This is a genomic window from Pantoea sp. GD03673 (assembly GCF_029844725.1).
Classification (GTDB): domain Bacteria; phylum Pseudomonadota; class Gammaproteobacteria; order Enterobacterales; family Enterobacteriaceae; genus Pantoea.
Genome location: NZ_JAOCKJ010000002.1, coordinates 347,943 through 366,118 on the forward strand (window position 1 = coordinate 347,943; position 18,176 = coordinate 366,118).

Annotated in this window: 17 protein-coding genes and 6 tRNA genes; 13 read left to right on the forward strand and 10 right to left on the reverse strand. The window is 54.1% G+C overall.

Annotated features, from left to right (window positions below; genetic code table 11):
• Positions 1-33 precede the first annotated feature (33 nt).
• Both N5J69_RS04890 and N5J69_RS04895 read right to left on the reverse strand, forming a co-directional pair.
• A tRNA-Ala gene (locus N5J69_RS04890) sits at positions 34-109 on the reverse strand.
• A gap of 44 nt (positions 110-153) precedes the next feature.
• A tRNA-Ala gene (locus tag N5J69_RS04895) sits at positions 154-229 on the reverse strand.
• Between the two features lie 359 nt (positions 230-588).
• Here N5J69_RS04895 and N5J69_RS04900 point away from each other — a divergent pair.
• Positions 589-1,377 (forward strand): formate/nitrite transporter family protein, encoded by a 789-nt coding sequence (locus N5J69_RS04900; protein ID WP_279768447.1) that lies wholly within the window; start codon positions 589-591, stop codon positions 1,375-1,377.
• Positions 1,378-1,488: 111 nt separating this feature from the next.
• A complete protein-coding gene (locus N5J69_RS04905) occupies positions 1,489-1,842 on the forward strand; it encodes a YfeC-like transcriptional regulator (RefSeq protein ID WP_279768448.1) in 354 nt (117 codons plus the stop codon).
• Between the two features lie 35 nt (positions 1,843-1,877).
• On the opposite strand, the gene gltX is transcribed toward N5J69_RS04905, so the two are convergent.
• On the reverse strand, positions 1,878-3,293 hold the full coding sequence (gene gltX / locus N5J69_RS04910) for a glutamate--tRNA ligase (protein WP_279768449.1): 1,416 nt from the start codon (positions 3,291-3,293) through the stop codon (positions 1,878-1,880).
• Between the two features lie 272 nt (positions 3,294-3,565).
• On the opposite strand from gltX, the gene N5J69_RS04915 reads away from it, so the two are divergent.
• The 5 genes from N5J69_RS04915 to N5J69_RS04935 all read left to right on the forward strand — a co-directional run bounded on the left by N5J69_RS04915 (position 3,566) and on the right by N5J69_RS04935 (position 4,480).
• Positions 3,566-3,641 (forward strand) — tRNA-Val (locus N5J69_RS04915).
• A gap of 40 nt (positions 3,642-3,681) precedes the next feature.
• Positions 3,682-3,757: transfer RNA gene (locus N5J69_RS04920), tRNA-Val, on the forward strand.
• Positions 3,758-3,791: 34 nt separating this feature from the next.
• A tRNA-Val gene (locus N5J69_RS04925) sits at positions 3,792-3,867 on the forward strand.
• A 4-nt stretch (positions 3,868-3,871) separates the two neighbouring features.
• Positions 3,872-3,947 (forward strand) — tRNA-Lys (locus N5J69_RS04930).
• A gap of 191 nt (positions 3,948-4,138) precedes the next feature.
• Entirely contained in the window at positions 4,139-4,480 is a 342-nt protein-coding gene (locus tag N5J69_RS04935) for a FlxA-like family protein (RefSeq protein WP_279768716.1), read from the forward strand.
• Here N5J69_RS04935 and N5J69_RS04940 read toward each other — a convergent pair.
• Positions 4,477-5,397 (reverse strand): LysR family transcriptional regulator, encoded by a 921-nt coding sequence (locus tag N5J69_RS04940; RefSeq protein WP_279768451.1) that lies wholly within the window; start codon positions 5,395-5,397, stop codon positions 4,477-4,479. The two genes, N5J69_RS04935 and N5J69_RS04940, sit on opposite strands and share 4 nt — an antisense overlap.
• 95 nt (positions 5,398-5,492) lie before the next feature.
• Here N5J69_RS04940 and N5J69_RS04945 point away from each other — a divergent pair, with 95 nt between their 5' ends.
• Positions 5,493-6,503, forward strand: a complete 1,011-nt coding sequence (locus N5J69_RS04945; protein ID WP_279768453.1) for a bile acid:sodium symporter family protein — start codon at positions 5,493-5,495, stop codon at positions 6,501-6,503.
• A 27-nt stretch (positions 6,504-6,530) separates the two neighbouring features.
• On the opposite strand, the gene N5J69_RS04950 is transcribed toward N5J69_RS04945, so the two are convergent.
• From N5J69_RS04950 to zipA, 3 genes are all read right to left on the reverse strand, one after another.
• The gene (locus N5J69_RS04950; protein WP_279768455.1) at positions 6,531-6,749 is read right to left on the reverse strand and encodes a DUF3820 family protein; all 219 of its coding nucleotides are present in this window, start codon (positions 6,747-6,749) and stop codon (positions 6,531-6,533) included.
• Position 6,750: 1 nt separating this feature from the next.
• A complete protein-coding gene (gene ligA, locus N5J69_RS04955) occupies positions 6,751-8,769 on the reverse strand; it encodes an NAD-dependent DNA ligase LigA (RefSeq protein WP_279768456.1) in 2,019 nt (672 codons plus the stop codon).
• A 75-nt stretch (positions 8,770-8,844) separates the two neighbouring features.
• The gene (gene zipA / locus N5J69_RS04960; protein WP_279768457.1) at positions 8,845-9,843 is read right to left on the reverse strand and encodes a cell division protein ZipA; all 999 of its coding nucleotides are present in this window, start codon (positions 9,841-9,843) and stop codon (positions 8,845-8,847) included.
• Between the two features lie 218 nt (positions 9,844-10,061).
• Between zipA and cysZ the strand changes: the two genes are divergently transcribed.
• The 5 genes from cysZ to crr all read left to right on the forward strand — a co-directional run bounded on the left by cysZ (position 10,062) and on the right by crr (position 15,016).
• Positions 10,062-10,829, forward strand: coding sequence for a sulfate transporter CysZ (gene cysZ / locus N5J69_RS04965; protein ID WP_279768458.1), 768 nt, complete (start codon positions 10,062-10,064; stop codon positions 10,827-10,829).
• A 141-nt stretch (positions 10,830-10,970) separates the two neighbouring features.
• Complete coding sequence (gene cysK, locus N5J69_RS04970) at positions 10,971-11,939, forward strand: cysteine synthase A (protein ID WP_279768459.1); 969 nt, start codon at positions 10,971-10,973, stop codon at positions 11,937-11,939.
• Positions 11,940-12,326: 387 nt separating this feature from the next.
• Positions 12,327-12,584, forward strand: coding sequence for a phosphocarrier protein Hpr (gene ptsH, locus N5J69_RS04975; protein ID WP_003848868.1), 258 nt, complete (start codon positions 12,327-12,329; stop codon positions 12,582-12,584).
• A gap of 161 nt (positions 12,585-12,745) precedes the next feature.
• Positions 12,746-14,473 (forward strand): phosphoenolpyruvate-protein phosphotransferase PtsI, encoded by a 1,728-nt coding sequence (ptsI, locus tag N5J69_RS04980; RefSeq protein ID WP_279768461.1) that lies wholly within the window; start codon positions 12,746-12,748, stop codon positions 14,471-14,473.
• 42 nt (positions 14,474-14,515) lie between these two features.
• Complete coding sequence (gene crr, locus N5J69_RS04985; protein ID WP_008926530.1) at positions 14,516-15,016, forward strand: PTS glucose transporter subunit IIA; 501 nt, start codon at positions 14,516-14,518, stop codon at positions 15,014-15,016.
• A 61-nt stretch (positions 15,017-15,077) separates the two neighbouring features.
• Here crr and N5J69_RS04990 read toward each other — a convergent pair whose 3' ends face one another.
• The 3 genes from N5J69_RS04990 to cysM form a co-directional block, all read right to left on the reverse strand.
• Positions 15,078-16,418 (reverse strand): ATP-binding protein, encoded by a 1,341-nt coding sequence (locus tag N5J69_RS04990; RefSeq protein ID WP_279768463.1) that lies wholly within the window; start codon positions 16,416-16,418, stop codon positions 15,078-15,080.
• A complete protein-coding gene (locus N5J69_RS04995) occupies positions 16,415-17,095 on the reverse strand; it encodes a response regulator transcription factor (RefSeq protein ID WP_279768464.1) in 681 nt (226 codons plus the stop codon). Before N5J69_RS04995 ends, N5J69_RS04990 begins: the two co-directional genes overlap by 4 nt.
• Positions 17,096-17,263: 168 nt before the next feature.
• The gene (cysM, locus tag N5J69_RS05000; RefSeq protein WP_279768466.1) at positions 17,264-18,148 is read right to left on the reverse strand and encodes a cysteine synthase CysM; all 885 of its coding nucleotides are present in this window, start codon (positions 18,146-18,148) and stop codon (positions 17,264-17,266) included.
• Positions 18,149-18,176 lie beyond the last annotated feature (28 nt).

Sequence of the window (18,176 nt, forward strand, 5' to 3'; positions counted from 1 at the left end):
AGAAAGGATTTTGACAACGATGCTGTCAGAAAATGGTGGAGATAAGCGGGATCGAACCGCTGACCTCTTGCATGCCATGCAAGCGCTCTCCCAGCTGAGCTATACCCCCACATCTGGAATCGTTTTTCAGTACCAAACTTTTGGGAAGAAGTTTGGTGGAGCTAAGCGGGATCGAACCGCTGACCTCCTGCATGCCATGCAGGCGCTCTCCCAGCTGAGCTATAGCCCCGAACCGAAAAACTGTCGCGTTAAGCGACGGACGGCATAATATGAAACCGCCTCCGGGGTGTCAACGGCAAAATGACATTCTCTGTTTGATCGCTGAAAAAGGCGGCAACCTGCGAAGTTTCAGCAGCATGCTGCAGCTGAAAATCGTGTCTGTTGCGGCAGGACCGTTTTTTAACTGTTATTCAGTCTGCCGTCAGGTTAATTCCCGGTTAAATATGTTATAGGAATTTTCTTGTCTTCGTCTTTTTCGCGTGCAAAACTTAGCCCGCTAATTTAGTGGTGACCGGGACCCTCTCCCGTACACCACGCGTCCACCAGGCGTTATCGTCACATTAATCCTAAAAAAACTATTGAGATACTATGTCGCTGCATACACCTAAAGAAATCGCACAACTGGCGATCCAGTCAGGCGTGGCAAAAAGCCGTGCGCCTGTCAGCATCCTTCTGATTCTTGGCTTTATGGCGGGCGCATTTATTGCGACCGGCTTCCTGCTGGATCTTCACGTAATCAACACCCTGCCCGCTGAATGGGGCTCATTTGGTGGCCTGCTAGGTGCCGCTGTCTTCCCGGTGGGTATTATCATGACCGTGCTGGCAGGGGGTGAGCTGCTGACCGGGAATATGATGACCCTCCCTGTCGCCTGGTTCGCTCGCCGCATCAGCTTTATGAGCGTGGCGCGGAACTGGTTCTGGGTGACGCTGGCGAACTTCCTCGGCAGCGTAGCCGTGGCCTGGTTCTTTGGCCATATGCTGGGCATGACCGAAGGCGATTACCTGAAAAAGACCGTTGCTATCGCCTCTGCAAAAGTCCATGCCGATTTTCTGCACGCCTTTATTTCAGGCATTGGCTGTAACTGGCTGGTTTGTCTGGCGGTGTGGCTGGCCTTTGCCAGTAAAGATGTTGTCGGCAAGATCTTTGGCATGTGGTTCCCGGTTATGGCGTTTGTTGCCATTGGCTTCCAGCACGTCGTCGCCAACATGTTCATTATTCCGGCCGCCATTTTTGCCGGTCAGATGAGCTGGGCAGAGTATCTCCCTAACTTTGTTGCCGTGTTTATGGGCAATGCCGTGGGTGGTGCCGTCTTCGTCGGTCTGGCCTACTTCCTTGCCTTCCGCCCTGCCGCAGAACCTGCCAGCAACCCGCAGTAATCCTGTTTTGCCTTTTGTCAAAAGACAAAAGGCAATTTCAGCCTCAGTTACTTTCCCCCGTAACGTTTTGCTGTAATATGTACCGCTAATGTATTTAACAGGGATAGCATCGTGAAAAAGGAATGGCTTACTCCCGAAGAGCTGGCTGCAGAAACGGGTTACAGTCGGCAAACGGTGAATAAATGGATCAAGCGAGAGAACTGGACAACAACGCCAAAGCCCGGTGTACAAGGCGGTAAGGCGCGTCTGATCCATATTGATGAACGCGTAAAAAGTTTTATTCAGTCAACACGCAATCTCAATGAGCCCGCAGCAACCTATGGAGCAGTGGCTAATTCGTTACCTGCGTTATTGATAAGTTCTGTCCAGCAAATGAGTCAGAATGAACAGGATCAGTTCACCGCGTTAATCTTACGGGAAGGGATTAAGGGCGTAATGCAGCGGCTTGGAATTGGCGAAGAGTAAAGTAACCGGAAGCGTGACGCTTCCGGCTGTGTTGATTAAGCCTGCGCTTCACGCTCACTGATAAAGGCCAGTGCCTGCTCAATACGTGCCACACTGCGGCTGCGGCCAATTGCTTCAACGGTAACATCCAGACCCGGTGACTGACCGGCACCGGTCACAGCCACACGCAGCGGCATACCTACTTTACCCATCCCGACGTCCAGTTCATCTGCGGTGCTCTGAATCGCCTGATGGACATTTTCAGCAGTCCACTCACTGATGGCAGCCAGCTTGTCGCGCACCACTTCCAGCGGCTGACGCGCCACCGGACGAAGATGTTTCTTCGCGGCATCAGCATCAAACTCAGCAAAATCTTCATAGAAGTAGCGGCAGGATGCAGCCATCTCTTTCAGCGTTTTACAGCGCTCGCCCAGCAGACCAACCAGCTTCGCCAGTTCCGGCCCGGTGCGGGTATCAATTTTCTGCTCTTCAATATGCCATTGCAGATGAGTCGCCACATATTCTGGCGGCAGCGTATTGATGTAATGATGGTTCAGCCACTGCAGTTTCTCGGTGTTAAAGGCACTGGCAGACTTGCTGACGGCATCCAGGGTAAACAGCTCAGCCATTTCGGGCACGCTGAAAATTTCCTGATCGCCATGTGACCAGCCCAGACGAACCAGATAGTTGAGCAGCGCTTCTGGCAGGTAGCCATCATCACGATACTGCATCACCCCTACCGCGCCATGACGCTTGGACAGCTTTTTGCCATCATCGCCCAGAATCATTGAAACGTGGGCATAGACCGGAACCTGTGCGCCAATCGCTTTAAGGATGTTGATCTGACGTGGTGTGTTGTTGATGTGGTCTTCACCGCGAATAACGTGGGTGATGCCCATATCCCAGTCATCCACAACGACACAGAAGTTGTAGGTTGGGGAACCATCGGTGCGGCGGATGATCAGATCATCCAGCTCCTGATTACTGAACTCAATCGGGCCACGGATCTGGTCGTCAAAGATAACCGAACCGTCCTGTGGATTGCGGAAACGTACCACGCACGGCTCATCATCAGCATGATGTTCATGGCTGTCGCGGCAGCGGCCGTCATAACGCGGCTTTTCGTTGTTCGCCATCTGCTCTTCACGCAGGGCTTCCAGACGCTCTTTAGAGCAGTAGCATTTGTAGGCGGTGCCCGCTTCCAGCATTTCATCAATGACCGCGTTGTAGCGATCAAAACGTTTAGTCTGGTAGTAAGGGCCTTCATTCCAGTCGAGGCTCAGCCAGTTCATGCCATCCATAATGGCCTCGATAGCCTCCGGCGTGGAGCGCTCCAGATCGGTATCTTCAATGCGCAGTACGAACTCGCCCTGGTTGTGACGGGCAAAGAGCCAGGAATAAAGTGCGGTACGAGCGCCACCGACATGCAGATAGCCGGTCGGGCTGGGCGCGAAGCGTGTTTTGATTTTCATTGAGTAGTGCCTTAGATGCGCGGGTTTTGTGTCTGGATGACAAAAAACAGGTTAGACGCGAAAAAACAGTGGGCACATTCTAGCATCTGACGGTGAATCCTCAATGCATGCCCGCCAGTTGCCTTCCGGGAAAAGGCGCTTTTCTGCCAGTAAAACCAGCATATTGGCTAAAAGCGCGACAGGATGTTTAAAAATAAACCGAACGCACATTTATGTTTTAAAAAGCGTTGACTCAAAATCAACTATCCCTATAATGCGACTCCACACAGCGGGGGTGATTAGCTCAGTTGGTAGAGCATCTCCCTTACAAGGAGGGGGTCGGCGGTTCGAACCCGTCATCACCCACCACTCTTAACCGGGTGCCCGCAGTGAACAGGTATGAAGATATGGGTGATTAGCTCAGTTGGTAGAGCATCTCCCTTACAAGGAGGGGGTCGGCGGTTCGAACCCGTCATCACCCACCATATCTTGCCTGTTAGCAGTATCGAAGTACGAAGTGGGTGATTAGCTCAGTTGGTAGAGCATCTCCCTTACAAGGAGGGGGTCGGCGGTTCGAACCCGTCATCACCCACCACTTCGGGTCGTTAGCTCAGTTGGTAGAGCAGTTGACTTTTAATCAATTGGTCGCAGGTTCGAATCCTGCACGACCCACCAATTCAGAATAAAGCGCCTTTAAGGCGCTTTTTTCGTTTCTGCTGTATGAGATTAAGCGTGAGCAAGGCCGCAGCCGCCCTTTGCTGATGTACTGGATCCTTCCCGCCTTTTCGCCACCTTAGCGTTTTGCCCTCTCAAGTCGTTTAATCCCGTGCCGATAACGTATCTGACAACTTACAGGGAGAAAAATGATGTCTTCAATTTCCAGCATTTTAAGCAGTGCGGTGAGTAGCGGTGACAGCGGCGGCGGCAGCGTGGCCTCGCAGGTCGCGGCGCTGAATAAACAGATTCAGAATGTCTTAACACAGGTCAAAGAGCTGGCCGACAACAAAGAACTGACTGACGAACAGAAGGCTGAAATGCAGCAGATGTATCAGTCACAAATCACTATGCTGCAGGCGCAGATTGCGCAGCTGGAACAGAAGCAGGCTGAGCAGGATCAGCCCAAAAGTGACAGCACGCCAGTCAGTGAGATCAAAGCAGACGGCATTAACCGCCCTACCGATACCAACAAAGTTGACGTTTACATCTAAAACGCGGGTTTTACCTCGCGTTGTTTCGCCAGCAGCGTCGCCTGCTGGCGAACCTCCTGCCAGATGGCTTCGGCAGCCGGAGTCAGAGAGCGGTTTTTACGTTTAATCAGCGTCAGGCTGCGATTGATTTCCGGGTAAAGACGCCGCACCGTGAGTGCGCGATCCGCCGGTAACGGTAACGCCAGCGCGGGCAGAATACTGATACCAATCCCCACCTGTACCATCGGAAACAGCGTGGCGGGATGACCAATTTCCTGCACCACGTCAGCCCTGATGTTCTGCTGCTGCATTGCCGCATCAATAAGCACCCGACTGCCGGATGCGTAATCCTGTAACACCAGGGTACGGCCATCCAGCATCGACCATTCAGCCCTTTCCACCTGTGCCAGCGGATCGTCATCACGGCATAACAGCAGGAAAGGTTCATCCAGAATGGCGATGCTGTCGAAATCGCTATCGGTAAGCGGCCCAATCACAATGCCAAAGTCCACTTCGGCATTACGCACACTTTGCAGCACCCACTGCTGGGCACGATCGTGCAGGATCACTTTGATATCGGGGAAATGATGCTGACTTGCGGCCAGACATTGCGGCATCAGATGCGCGGAAATGGTCTGGCTGGCAGCAACTCTGACGGTGCCACTGCGCTGCTCGCCAAAACTGCGGATATCCAGCAGTGTGGTATGAATCTCCTCCAGCAGACGCTCCATGCGTGATGCCAGCTGTTTTCCCGCCTCGGTCAGCATCACCTCACGGGTCGTTCTGTCCAGCAACCGCACGCCGGTTTCTGCTTCCAGTTCTTTAATGCTGTGACTGACCGCCGACTGACTCAGACCAATCGCCTGCCCCGCCTGACTGAAACTCCCGTAGTGAGCCACGGCAATAAAGGTACGAAGCTGACGCAGGGTATAATTCATCGATTATGCTCATAGATTCATTCAATAAATCAATTTTATTTCTAAACCTGTTTCACGCACAATCGCGCTATTGAAAAATTTACCGGATTTTAACAATGGGCTTTTTAAAACTCGATCCGATGATGGTCAAACTGATCATCACCGTGCTGCTGGCCTCTTTTCTGCCTGCGAAAGGGATCTACGTTGATATCTTCAGTTACCTTGCCACGGCTGCGATAGCACTGCTGTTCTTTATGCACGGTGCCAAGCTTTCGCGTGAAAAGATCATCGCAGGCAGCAGTCACTGGCAGCTGCATCTGTGGATTATGTTCAGCACCTTTGTTCTGTTTCCGGCGCTGGGACTGCTGCTGGTCTGGTGGCACCCGGTCGATGTCAGCCCGGAAATTTATACCGGCTTTATTTACCTCTGCATCCTGCCAGCTACCGTCCAGTCGGCCATCGCGTTTACCTCAATGGCGGGCGGTAACGTGGCCGCAGCGGTGTGCAGCGCCTCAGCATCCAGCCTGCTGGGTGTTTTCATTTCGCCGTTGCTGGTTAACCTGGTGATGGATATTCATAGCAGCGCGCCGAGCGATGGTCTGGAGCAGATCGGTAAGATTATGCTGCAACTGATGGTGCCCTTCATTCTGGGTCACCTTTCACGTCGCTGGATCGGGGGATGGGTTGAGAAACACCGCAGCCTGATTGGCAAAACTGACCAGACATCGATTCTGCTGGTGGTCTATTCTGCCTTCAGTGAAGCGGTAGTTAACGGCATCTGGCACCGCGTTGGATTGAAGACGCTGCTGTGGATTGTGGCAGGCTCCATCATCCTGCTGGCCGCCGTGCTGATCATCAATCTGCTGGCCTCACGTCTGTTCCGCTTTAAACGCGCCGATGAAATTGTGGTGCTGTTTTGTGGCTCGAAGAAGAGTCTGGCGAATGGCGTGCCGATGGCAAATATTCTTTTCCCGGCCAGTACGGTGGGAATTATTGTGCTGCCACTGATGATTTTCCATCAGGTGCAGCTGATGATCTGCTCGTTTATTGCCGGACGCTACAAGAGGACCAATGAGAAGCAGCAGGCTCTGGAAGTTAAAGCTTCAGTGATGGAGTCACAGAAGTAAACGCGTTGCCCGCCTGCGCGGGCAGCGTTATTTACGGGTCTGGAGCGGCTTAATTAAACTCTCCAGACCCTCTGTTTTTATTGTCAGGGTCAGTTGCATCAGGTCACCCAGCTGGCCGGACGGGAAGTCACCACTGCGGGCAAACCAGAGCAGATACGGCTCGGGCAGATCGATCAGCATCCGCCCCTTATATTTGCCAAACGGCATAGCCGTATTGGCTATCGCCACCAGCTGATGCTCATCCATCTCAGGCACCCAGCAGACGGATCATTTCCGCTTCATCAATCACGTCTATGCCAAGCTCCTGCGCTTTTGCCAGCTTTGAACCCGCCGCTTCGCCCGCAATCAGCAGATCGGTTTTCTTCGATACGCTGCCGCTGACTTTTGCGCCCAGAGCGATCAGCTGCGCTTTGGCATCGTCACGGTTCATCTGAGACAGCGAGCCGGTCAGCACCACCGTTTTACCGGCGAACGGACTGTCGATCTCTTCGGCTTTCACCACCACCACCTGCGGCCAGTGAATGCCGATGTCGTCAGTCAGCTGACGGATGACCTCACGATTGCTCTCCTCTTCCATAAAGTTGCGGACGTGTTCGGCTACCACTTTGCCCACGTCCGGCACGGCAATCAGGGCTTCATGATCGGCATCCATCACCTTTTGCAGCTCACCAAAATGGTTGGCCAGATTGGCTGCGGTCGCCTCACCCACTTCGCGAATACCCAGCGCATAGATGAAACGTGCCAGCGTGGTCGACTTTGCTTTCTCCAGCGCGTCGACAACATTCTGCGCCGATTTCGGCCCCATGCGATCCAGTCCGGTCAGCTTGCCCGCCGTAAGACGGAAGAGATCGGCGGGTGTGCTCACATACTCTTTTTCCACCAGCTGGTCGATAATTTTATCGCCCATCCCGTCAACATCCAGTGCCCGACGCGAGACAAAATGCTTAAGGGCTTCTTTGCGCTGCGCACCGCAGATCAGCCCGCCGGTGCAGCGCGTGACCGACTCCCCTTCGACCCGTTCAACCTCAGACCCACAGACCGGACAATGGGCAGGAAAGACCACTTCACGCGTCTCTTCAGGGCGCTCAGCGATCACCACGTTGACAACCTGCGGGATCACATCTCCGGCGCGACGAATCACGACCCGATCCCCGATGCGTAATCCCAGCCGCGCGACCTCATCCGCATTATGCAGCGTGGCATTGCTGACGATAACACCCGCCACCTGCACTGGCTCAAGGCGAGCCACCGGCGTGATGGCCCCTGTACGACCAACCTGAAATTCGACGTCCCGCACCCAGGTCAGTTGCTCCTGTGCCGGGAATTTAAAGGCAATCGCCCAGCGCGGTGCGCGCGCCACAAAGCCCAGCTGTTCCTGCAGTGCCTGTGAATCGACTTTGATTACGACGCCATCAATATCAAAACCAAGATGCGGACGCAGCTGCTCAACATCACGATAGAAGGCCAGCGCTTCTTCGGCGTTATGCACCAGCTTGATGCGGTCGCTGACCGGCAGGCCCCAGGCTTTGAACTGTTGCAGACGCCCCATATGACTGTGCGGCATCTCACCGCCTTCCAGCAGGCCAAAACCGTAGCAGAAGAAGGTCAGCGGACGTCTGGCGGTAATGCGCGGATCCAGCTGGCGCAGAGAGCCTGCTGCTGCGTTGCGCGGATTAGCGAAAACTTTGCCGTCCGTGCGTCGCGCTTCCTCATTCAGCTTTTCGAAACCACGCTGCGTCATAAATATTTCGCCGCGCACTTCCAGACGGGCCGGAATGTTGTCGCCTTTAAGCCGCAGCGGAATAGCGCGGATGGTGCGGACGTTGGCGGTAATGTTCTCGCCGGTAGTACCATCGCCCCGCGTCGCGGCCCGGACCAGCAGGCCGTTTTCATACATCAGGCTGACTGCCGCGCCATCAAGCTTGAGCTCACAGCAATAGGTAATGTCATCGCTGCTTTTCAGCCGATCCTGCACCCGCTTGTTGAAGGCCATAAACGTGGCTTCATCGAAGGCGTTATCCAGCGACAGCATCGGGACTTCGTGACGAACCTGCTCGAATACTGTCAGCGGCGCAGCCCCTACGCGTTGCGTTGGCGAGTCCGGCGTAATGAGATCGGGGTGTTCTTCTTCCAGCTGACGCAGTTCCCGCATCAGACGATCGTATTCGGCATCCGGCACTTCCGGCGCATCCATGACGTGATAGAGATATTCATGATGGCGCAACGTGGTGCGCAGTTCGGTGATGTGATCCTGGACGGATTTCATATAGCCCCATCAGATAAAAAACCCCCGACAGGCGGGGGTTTGTTTTAACAATTCAGATAGCGGTTAGCGCAGGTTTCAGACGCCAGCCACATCGCGGATACGCGCTTTGTAAGTTTCCAGCTTCTGAGGCGTCATCATACGGCGCTCGTCATCCAGCACTACGCCACCCACGTCATCAGCAATGCGCTGTGCCGACTGCAGCATCAGTTTGAAGTTCTGATTCGCATCACCATAAGACGGCACCATCATAAAGATAGAGATGCCTGGCGTGCTGAAATCGGTCATCAGATCAGGGTTGAACGAGCCCGGCTTAACCATGTTAGCCAGACTGAACAGAACAGGACCACTGCCGGCCGGACTGAGATGACGATGGAAAATGTTCATTTCACCAAACTGGAAGCCCGCCTGCAGAATACCCTGCAGTAATGCCTCGCCGTTCAGTTCGCCGCCTGAATGTGCCGCAACATGCAGCACCAGGACCGCTTCTTTCGGTTTTTCCGCAGGTGCTTTCGCGGCAGGCTGTGCTGGCGCAGGTGCCACTTCAGGCTGCGGCTGCGGCTCAGGTTCTGCCTGGTACTGCGGTACAGGCTGTACCGATTCCAGCGGATCGAGATCCAGCAGCGGGTCAGCCTGGACTGGCGGCGCGACAAAAGTCGGCGCAGGCTGCTGACGAGCCGGTTCAGGGCGCGACTGCGGAGCAGGCTTCGGTGCCGTATTGAAAAGCGGATCGCTTTCGGGTTCAGGTTGCGGTGCGGGTCGTGGCGCAGGCTGACGCACAGGCTCAGCAGGCGCTTGCTTACGCGGCGCTTCTGGCTGTGGCGCGCGAATCTCATCGAAACGCGGTTCCTGATGTGTGCTGCGCTCAGAACGAACACGAACCTCGCCGACGCCGTCATCTTCGTCGTCAATCAGGTCCTGCTCATCATGTTCATCACGTTGTTTCAGACGTTTGTGCGGGCGATCGCGGAACACTGACGAACGCTCTTTACGGCTGGTCCACAGCCCGTGAAGAAGGAGCGCTATAATGGCGATCGCGCCAACAACGATTAATATCAGACGCAAATCCTGCATCATTGTATTCTCTGTTGTTCCAATACCTTGCCACCGCGGCAAACTTTATCCTCTAACTGTATTTGCCCTGCTACACAAGTGCAAGTCTGTGCACTATTTTCTGACAAATAAGATAGACAACCCACGCTTTTTCGCTGTTTTTTTACCCAAACGGCACCTGGCCTGGAGAAAAAGCCAGGTTATAGTGGGCGCGCCCTAATACTTTCAGGAGAAATGGCTTTATGGCCCTTGAGAATTCCGTCTCAGATTTTAACGGCATGCACTACTTTAGCCAGGGCTGGAAACTGGTCCGTCTGCCTGGCATTCGCCGCTTTGTCGTCATGCCGTTGCTGATTAACATTCTGATGCTCGGTGGCGCATTTATCTGGCTGTTCTATCGTCTGGGCGACTGGATCCCCCGCCTGATGGCGCATATTCCCGACTGGCTGCAGTGGCTGAGCTATCTGTTATGGCCGCTGTCGGTGATTGCGATTGTGCTGGTATTCAGCTACTTCTTCTCGACGCTGGCAAACCTGATTGCCGCCCCATTCTGTGGCCTGCTGGCCGAACAGCTCGAAGGCCGCCTGACAGGCAAGCCCCTGCCCGACAGCGGCTGGGCTGGAATGATTAAAGATGTGCCGCGCATCATGAAGCGTGAGCTGCAAAAACTGGGCTATTACCTGCCCCGCGCTCTTGGCCTGCTGCTGCTCTACTTCATCCCAGGCTTTGGTCAGACGGTTGCGCCAGTACTGTGGTTCCTCTTCAGCGCCTGGATGTTATCTATCCAGTATTGCGACTACCCGTTCGACAACCATAAGGTGCCGTTTCAGCAGATGCGTAACGCCCTGCGTCGGCACAAAACGGCCAATATGCAGTTTGGCGCACTCACCAGCCTTTTCACCATGATTCCGATTCTGAACCTGGTGATTATGCCGGTTGCCGTCTGCGGTGCTACCGCCATGTGGGTCGATCGCTACCGTCAGCAACTGGCACGCAGTGAGGTGCGCTAAACTCATCAGCGCGCCTTATGCTCTTTTTCGCAGGGCTTATTGCCGGGTGACATATAGATATACGATTTCTTTCCTTCCGCACCCAGGCAGAACAGGTATGCTCATAGGGTTCCCAATAATTCATACAGTTAAGGGCAGGCTATGAGTAAGATCTATGAAGACAACTCTTTGACAATTGGTCATACGCCGCTGGTTCGACTGAACCGCATCGGTAACGGCCGCATTCTTGCGAAAGTTGAATCCCGTAACCCGAGCTTCAGCATTAAATGCCGTATCGGTGCCAATATGATTTGGGACGCAGAGAAACGCGGTATTCTGAAACCCGGCATTGAGCTGGTTGAACCCACCAGCGGCAACACCGGTATTGCTCTGGCATACGTGGCCGCTGCACGCGGTTATAAACTCACGCTGACCATGCCGGAAACCATGTCGGTGGAACGCCGTAAGTTGCTGAAAGCCCTGGGCGCAAACCTGGTTCTGACTGAAGGTGCCAAAGGCATGAAAGGTGCCATCGGCAAAGCGGAAGAGATTGTTGCCAGCGATCCGGACAAATACGTGCTGCTGCAGCAGTTCAGCAACCCGGCTAACCCGGAAATCCATGAAAAGACCACCGGCCCGGAAATCTGGGAAGACACCGATGGCGAAGTGGATGTGTTTATTGCGGGTGTCGGCACCGGCGGTACGCTGACCGGCGTGAGCCGCTACATCAAAAACACCAAAGGTAAAAAAGATCTGATTACCGTCGCGGTTGAGCCGACGGATTCCCCGGTCATTGCGCAGGCGCTGGCGGGTGAAGAGATCAAACCCGGCCCACATAAGATTCAGGGTATTGGCGCAGGCTTTATTCCGGGCAACCTGGAGCTGAACCTGGTTGACCGCGTGGTGGCAATCACCAATGAAGAAGCGATCAGTACAGCGCGTAAACTGATGGAAGAGGAAGGTATCCTGGCGGGTATCTCATCCGGTGCCGCCGTTGCCGCGGCGCTGAAGTTGCAGGAAGACGAAGCATTCGCAAATAAGAACATTGTGGTGATTCTTCCCTCTTCCGGCGAACGCTATCTTAGCACCGCCCTGTTTGCCGATCTCTTCACCGAAAAAGAGCTTCAGTAGTCCGGGTCGACAGTCTGAAAATGTTGAAAAAAGCACCCGTTTGGGTGCTTTTTTGTGGCGCAGATCTCACTTTTGTCACCCGGCAGATTGATTTCAGTGATGCCGCTCTGGTATTTAGACTGCCAATTATTTCGATGCCTGAAATTAATCCGCATTTGAAGTGGATCAAGCTGAATCGATTTACGGATTCAGTGAAACGGCGAATCACGGCATAATTAACCGGTGACGTGTAGAATCGGTTTTGAGACGCAACGGATTGTAGATTTGACGCATGCGCGTCTTTGGTCAGCATGAAGCTATACCCGCGCACCTACACAGGCTAAAGTGAAGGCTCCAGGCTAGACTTTAGATCCATAACACTCATCCTGATAACGTTGGGGAAATAGAATGTTCCAGCAAGAAGTTACCATTACTGCACCAAACGGTCTGCATACTCGCCCAGCTGCGCAATTCGTTAAAGAAGCCAAAGCTTTCCAGTCAGAAATCACTGTGACGTCTAACGGCAAATCAGCAAGCGCGAAAAGCCTGTTCAAGCTGCAGACACTGGGTTTAACCCAGGGAACGGTTGTGACCCTTTCCGCGGAAGGTGAAGACGAGCAGAAAGCAGTTGAGCATCTGGTCAAACTGATGGCTGAACTGGAGTAATCTCCGCTCAGCTCTCCAGCCAATCGACTCCTCTGCGCCATTGAGTGCAAACATCTTGATCGCGGACAACCTGTCCGCGTTATTGCTTTCGTAGAGTACGTGTCCCGCGACAATGGCACCGCAAAGAGTCCCATCAGCCATCGTGATTAAAAGGTAGCGTTATGATTTCAGGCATTTTAGCATCACCAGGTATCGCTTTCGGCAAAGCACTGCTGCTGAAAGAAGACGAGATCGTCATCAACCGCAAGAAAATTTCTGATGACCAGGTTGAGCAGGAAGTTCAGCGCTTCCTCGATGGCCGTAGCAAAGCGGCTTCACAACTGGAAGCGATTCGCGTCAAAGCGGGTGAAACCCTCGGTGAAGAGAAAGCAGCCATCTTCGAAGGCCACATTATGTTGCTGGAAGATGAAGAGCTGGAGCAGGAAATCATCGACCTGATCAAAAAAGATCACGCTTCTGCCGATGCTGCTGCTTACTCAGTCATTGATGGCCAGGCGAAAGCACTGGAAGAGTTAGATGACGAATACCTGAAAGAGCGTGCGGCTGACGTGCGCGACATCGGTAAGCGCCTGCTGCAAAACATCCTCGGTCTGCACATCGTTGACCTGAGCGCGATTCCTGACGAATCCATTCTGGTGGCAAAAGATTTAACGCCGTCAGAAACCGCGCAGCTGAACCTGAAAAAGGTGCTGGGCTTTATCACCGATCTGGGTGGCCGTACCTCTCATACCTCAATCATGGCGCGCTCGCTGGAAATCCCAGCCATTGTCGGAACCGGCAAAGTGACCGTAACGGTTAAAAACGGCGATTTCCTGATCCTGGATGGCGTTAACAATGCGATTCACGTCAACCCTTCAGAAGCGATTCAGGAAGAACTTAAAGCCGTACAGAACCAGTATCTGTCCGAAAAACATGAATTAGCCAAGCTGAAAGATCTGCCAGCCGTCACGCTGGATGGGCATCAGGTTGAAGTCTGTGCCAACATCGGTACTGTGCGCGATATCGCCGGTGCTGAGCGTAACGGCGCGGAAGGTGTGGGTCTCTACCGCACCGAATTCCTGTTCATGGATCGTGACTCACTGCCCAGTGAAGAAGAGCAGTTCCAGGCCTATAAAGCTGTCGCTGAAGCGATGGGTTCACAGGCAGTTATCGTGCGTACCATGGACATCGGCGGTGACAAAGACCTGCCTTACATGAATCTGCCGAAAGAAGAGAACCCGTTCCTGGGCTGGCGTGCAATCCGTATCGCGATGGACCGGAAAGAGATTCTGCATGCGCAGCTGCGTGCCATTCTGCGCGCCTCCTCCTTCGGTAAACTTCGCATCATGTTCCCGATGATCATTTCGGTTGAAGAAGTACGCAGCCTGAAAGCGGAGCTTGAACTGCTGAAAGCGCAGTTGCGTGAAGAAGGTAAAGCCTTTGATGAAGGCATTGAAGTTGGCATCATGGTTGAGACCCCGGCTTCCGCAGTCATTGCTCATCATCTGGCGAAAGAAGTCGACTTCTTCAGTATTGGGACAAACGATCTGACGCAGTATACTCTGGCGGTCGATCGTGGTAATGATTTGATCTCACACCTGTACAACCCAATGACGCCGTCTGTGCTTAACTTAATCAAGCAAGTCATTGATGCATCTCACGCTGAAGGTAAATGGACCGGCATGTGTGGTGAGCTGGCAGGTGATGAACGTGCTACACTACTGTTACTGGGAATGGGGCTGGACGAGTTCAGCATGAGTGCCATTTCTATCCCTGGCATCAAGAAAATCATTCGTAATACTAATTTTGATGATGCGAAGGCATTGGCAGAGCAGGCACTGGCTCAACCGACAGCGGAAGACTTAATGAACCTGGTTAACAAGTTCATTAAGGAAAAAACGCTCTGCTAATCTGCATGATGCTGGCCCCAAATTACTGCTTAGGAGAAGATCATGGGTTTGTTTTCTAAACTTTTTGGCGAAAAAACGGATAGCGCTGGGACAATCGACATCGTAGCGCCTCTGTCAGGCGAAATCGTGAACATTGAAGACGTACCAGATGTGGTGTTTGCAGAAAAAATCGTGGGCGACGGTATTGCGATCAAACCCAGCGGCAACAAAATGGTTGCGCCTGTTGATGGCACTATCGGCAAGATTTTTGAAACCAATCACGCTTTTTCGATCGAATCAGACAACGGCATCGAGCTGTTCGTCCACTTCGGTATCGATACGGTTGAACTGAAAGGTGAAGGCTTCAAACGCATCGCTGAAGAAGGCCAGAAGGTCAAAAAAGGCGACGTGGTTATCGAGTTCGATCTGCCGTTGCTGGAAGAGAAAGCGAAATCAACCCTGACGCCGGTTGTCATCTCCAACATGGATGAAATCAAGGAATTGATTAAGCTGTCTGGCCAGGTCACCGTCGGTGAAACCCCGGTGATTCGCATCAGAAAGTAAGCATACGTTTATAACATAACGGCACCCACGGGTGCCGTTATCGTTTCTGCGGTATACGCCTTCAGATCTGCCAGTGTGGCAGACGCAGCGTCAGCTCAAGTCCACCTTCTGGCCGGTTCCGCGCCTCCACTTCACCATGATGCGCCAGTATCACTTTACGCACGATAGCCAGCCCCAGGCCATACCCTTTGCCCATCAGCGGCGAATTTACCCGCACAAAGGGGTCAAAAATGCTGGAGAGTTTCTCCTCATCGACACCTGGCCCCTGATCGCGCACCTGAATCGCCAGCCACTGCTGTTCTGCGCGTAAATCGACCTCAATCTGCTGGCCGGGCAGAGAAAAGCGCAGCGCGTTGCGTAATACGTTCTCGATGCCGCGCCGTATCAGCTCTGCGTTGCCCCGCACGGTGTAATCGGCCCGCTCATCAACCTGCAACGCCACCTGCACGCCGGGGATCTGGGCTTCATACCGCACATCGGTGATAACCGCCTCCAGCAACCCGGTCAGGTCAAAATATTGCTCATCCGGGATGCTTTCGTGTTCAGCACGGGACAGCGTCAGCAGCTCACCTATCATTTTGTCCAGCCGATGCGCCTCTTCATCAATGCGGTCAAGCGAACTGCTCACACTTTCTGGCGTCTGTCTGGCCAGTCCGGTCGCCAGCTGCAGTCGTGCCAGCGGTGAACGAAGCTCATGTGAGATATCGTGCAGCAGCTCCTCGCGGGCGCGCACCAGGGTATCTAGCCGCTCGACCATGGCATCAAACGCTTCTGCGACATTCGAGATCTCGTCGTGGCGCTTACGCATGCTCGGGAACAGCCGCACGCTGAGATCCCCTTCTGCCACCCGTGCAAATCCTTCCCGCAGCTGACGCAGGGGCCGCGTCAGATTCCAGGCGAGCAGCAGACTGAACAGCAATCCCACCGACCCGGCGAAGACAAACATCGGTTCAGGAATATTCAGAAATTTTCGCGGCATCATGTTATGTGTGCTTGCCTTGCGCATGCCTTCCAGGTCGTAGCGCAGCTGATATTCCCTGCCATCCGCGCCGCGAACCCAGCGCACGACCTTTTCAGGCAGACGGCCGCTGAGATCCAGATTGCCGCTGTCCTGCAAGTGTGGCGGTTTAGCCTGCTGTGTGACGTGAAAAAACTGACGGTCACGCGTGTCCCAGTCCGACAGCATCGCATTCAGCGCATCTGGCCCGCCCCGCTCCAGTACCGATGCGGCAAAGGTCATCTGCAGGTCCACCACGCGACGGATAGCCATAATTTCAGGCGGATCATGCCGCTTACCGGAGAGCGAAAAACCGAGCCAGATAAGCTGGCTCATGATCACAACAACAATCCAGAAGCCGATAAAGATCTTCCAGAACATGCGCCCACGGTAACTCTGCTTCATCGAATGCGGTAACCGATGCTGCGAACGGTTTCGATATTGATGCTGTCAGCGGTCAGCGCACTGAGCTTCTGACGGATGTTGCTGATATGCACATCGACGCTGCGGTCATAAGCTTCACGGGGACGACCCAGCCCCTTTTCAGACAGCTCATCTTTTGACACAACCCGGTCCGGTGCGCGCAGCAGCAGATCCAGCAGGTTAAATTCCGATGCCGTGAGATCGAAGCTTTTACCCTGCCATTCACTCATGCGCGTAGCAGGATTCAGCGTCAGATCTCTCCAGCGCAGCGGCTCTCTGGCATCCGGCTGCGGCACCTGCTCTTCGAAACGACGTAATACCGCACGCAGGCGGGCCACAAGCTCGCGGGGATAGCAGGGTTTCGGCATATAATCATCCGCCCCCATCTCCAGGCCGATCACACGATCAATATTATCTCCTTTAGCGGTCAGCATAATCACCGGTATCCGGCTGTTCTGGCGCACCTGACGCAGTACATCAATGCCACTCATATCGGGCAGCATGATGTCCAGAATCATAGCCGTGAACTCGCCTGACAGCGCCCCCTGAATCCCGGCGCTGCCGGTCAGAACCAGCTGGGCATCAAACCCTTCGGCAATCAGGTACTGGCTCAGCATCGTGCCTAATTCAACATCATCATCAACAAGCAAAATTTTCATGGTTATCTCTCGACAGAATTGGCGCTATTTTGTCCTGTGCCGGGCATTCGCGCAGCCTGATTTACGCGATCCTTACAGATTCAGTCTATCCGGCAGAAGAATGCTGGCTAAAAAAAAGACCTGTGGGCAGTCAGCGTGCGCACAGGTCTGGATTCGAATCAGCAAAGATTACTGATGATAGAGTCCGGTCGAGAGATAACGATCGCCGCGATCGCAGGCGATCGCCACCACCACGCTGCCCGGATTAGCCTGCGCAATGCGCAGCGCACCCGCCACCGCCCCGCCCGAACTGACGCCACAGAAAATCCCTTCGCTGCGAGCCAGCGCCCGCATGGTCTCTTCTGCTTCTTTTTGCGTCATGTCCATTACATCATCCACCAGATCGGGGCGGTAGATCCCCGGCAGATAGGCCAGCGGCCAGCGACGAATGCCCGGAATACTGCTGCCTTCACTGGGCTGCAGGCCGATCACCTGCACACCCGTGTTGTGCTCTTTCAGGTAACGCCCCACGCCAGTAATGGTGCCGGTAGTGCCCATGCTGGAGACAAAATGCGTCATGCGCTGGTTCGACTGCTGCCACAGCTCCGGCCCGGTGGTCTGATAGTGGCCCAGCGGATTATCGGGATTATTGAACTGATCCAGTACCCGGCCTTCACCACGCGCCGCCATCGCCTGCGCCAGATCGCGTGCGCCTTCCATGCCCTGTTCACGCGGCACCAGAATCAGCTCCGCGCCGTAGGCACGCATCGCGTCCTGCCGCTCCTGACTCATGTTGTCAGGCATCAGCAGGCGAAGGCGATAGCCTTTCATCGCCGCGATCATCGCCAGCGCAATTCCGGTGTTACCGCTGGTGGCTTCAATCAGCTGATCGCCCGGTGAAATATCGCCGCGCAGCTCTGCCTGATTGATCATCGACCAGGCCGCGCGATCTTTTACCGAACCGGCCGGATTGTTGCCTTCCAGCTTGAGCCAGACCTCACTGCCGTTAGCGGGCGTCAGGCGCTGCAACTTAATCAGCGGGGTATTGCCGATGGTATGTTCAAGAGTCGTCACGGTGCGGTTCCTGGCCTCTTACAAACTG

What these genes read in the sequence shown, in the direction of transcription:
- N5J69_RS04990 (WP_279768463.1), bottom strand. Translation starts at nt 16,418, where the DNA reads ATGAAGCAGAGTTACCGTGGGCGCATGTTCTGGAAGATCTTTATCGGC.
- cysK (WP_279768459.1), top strand. Translation starts at nt 10,971, where the DNA reads ATGAGTAAGATCTATGAAGACAACTCTTTGACAATTGGTCATACGCCG.
- ptsH (WP_003848868.1), top strand. Translation starts at nt 12,327, where the DNA reads ATGTTCCAGCAAGAAGTTACCATTACTGCACCAAACGGTCTGCATACT.
- ptsI (WP_279768461.1), top strand. Translation starts at nt 12,746, where the DNA reads ATGATTTCAGGCATTTTAGCATCACCAGGTATCGCTTTCGGCAAAGCA.
- crr (WP_008926530.1), top strand. Translation starts at nt 14,516, where the DNA reads ATGGGTTTGTTTTCTAAACTTTTTGGCGAAAAAACGGATAGCGCTGGG.
- N5J69_RS04995 (WP_279768464.1), bottom strand. Translation starts at nt 17,095, where the DNA reads ATGAAAATTTTGCTTGTTGATGATGATGTTGAATTAGGCACGATGCTG.
- ligA (WP_279768456.1), bottom strand. Translation starts at nt 8,769, where the DNA reads ATGAAATCCGTCCAGGATCACATCACCGAACTGCGCACCACGTTGCGC.
- N5J69_RS04945 (WP_279768453.1), top strand. Translation starts at nt 5,493, where the DNA reads ATGGGCTTTTTAAAACTCGATCCGATGATGGTCAAACTGATCATCACC.
- cysZ (WP_279768458.1), top strand. Translation starts at nt 10,062, where the DNA reads ATGGCCCTTGAGAATTCCGTCTCAGATTTTAACGGCATGCACTACTTT.
- N5J69_RS04950 (WP_279768455.1), bottom strand. Translation starts at nt 6,749, where the DNA reads ATGGATGAGCATCAGCTGGTGGCGATAGCCAATACGGCTATGCCGTTT.
- gltX (WP_279768449.1), bottom strand. Translation starts at nt 3,293, where the DNA reads ATGAAAATCAAAACACGCTTCGCGCCCAGCCCGACCGGCTATCTGCAT.
- N5J69_RS04940 (WP_279768451.1), bottom strand. Translation starts at nt 5,397, where the DNA reads ATGAATTATACCCTGCGTCAGCTTCGTACCTTTATTGCCGTGGCTCAC.
- N5J69_RS04935 (WP_279768716.1), top strand. Translation starts at nt 4,139, where the DNA reads ATGTCTTCAATTTCCAGCATTTTAAGCAGTGCGGTGAGTAGCGGTGAC.
- N5J69_RS04900 (WP_279768447.1), top strand. Translation starts at nt 589, where the DNA reads ATGTCGCTGCATACACCTAAAGAAATCGCACAACTGGCGATCCAGTCA.
- zipA (WP_279768457.1), bottom strand. Translation starts at nt 9,843, where the DNA reads ATGATGCAGGATTTGCGTCTGATATTAATCGTTGTTGGCGCGATCGCC.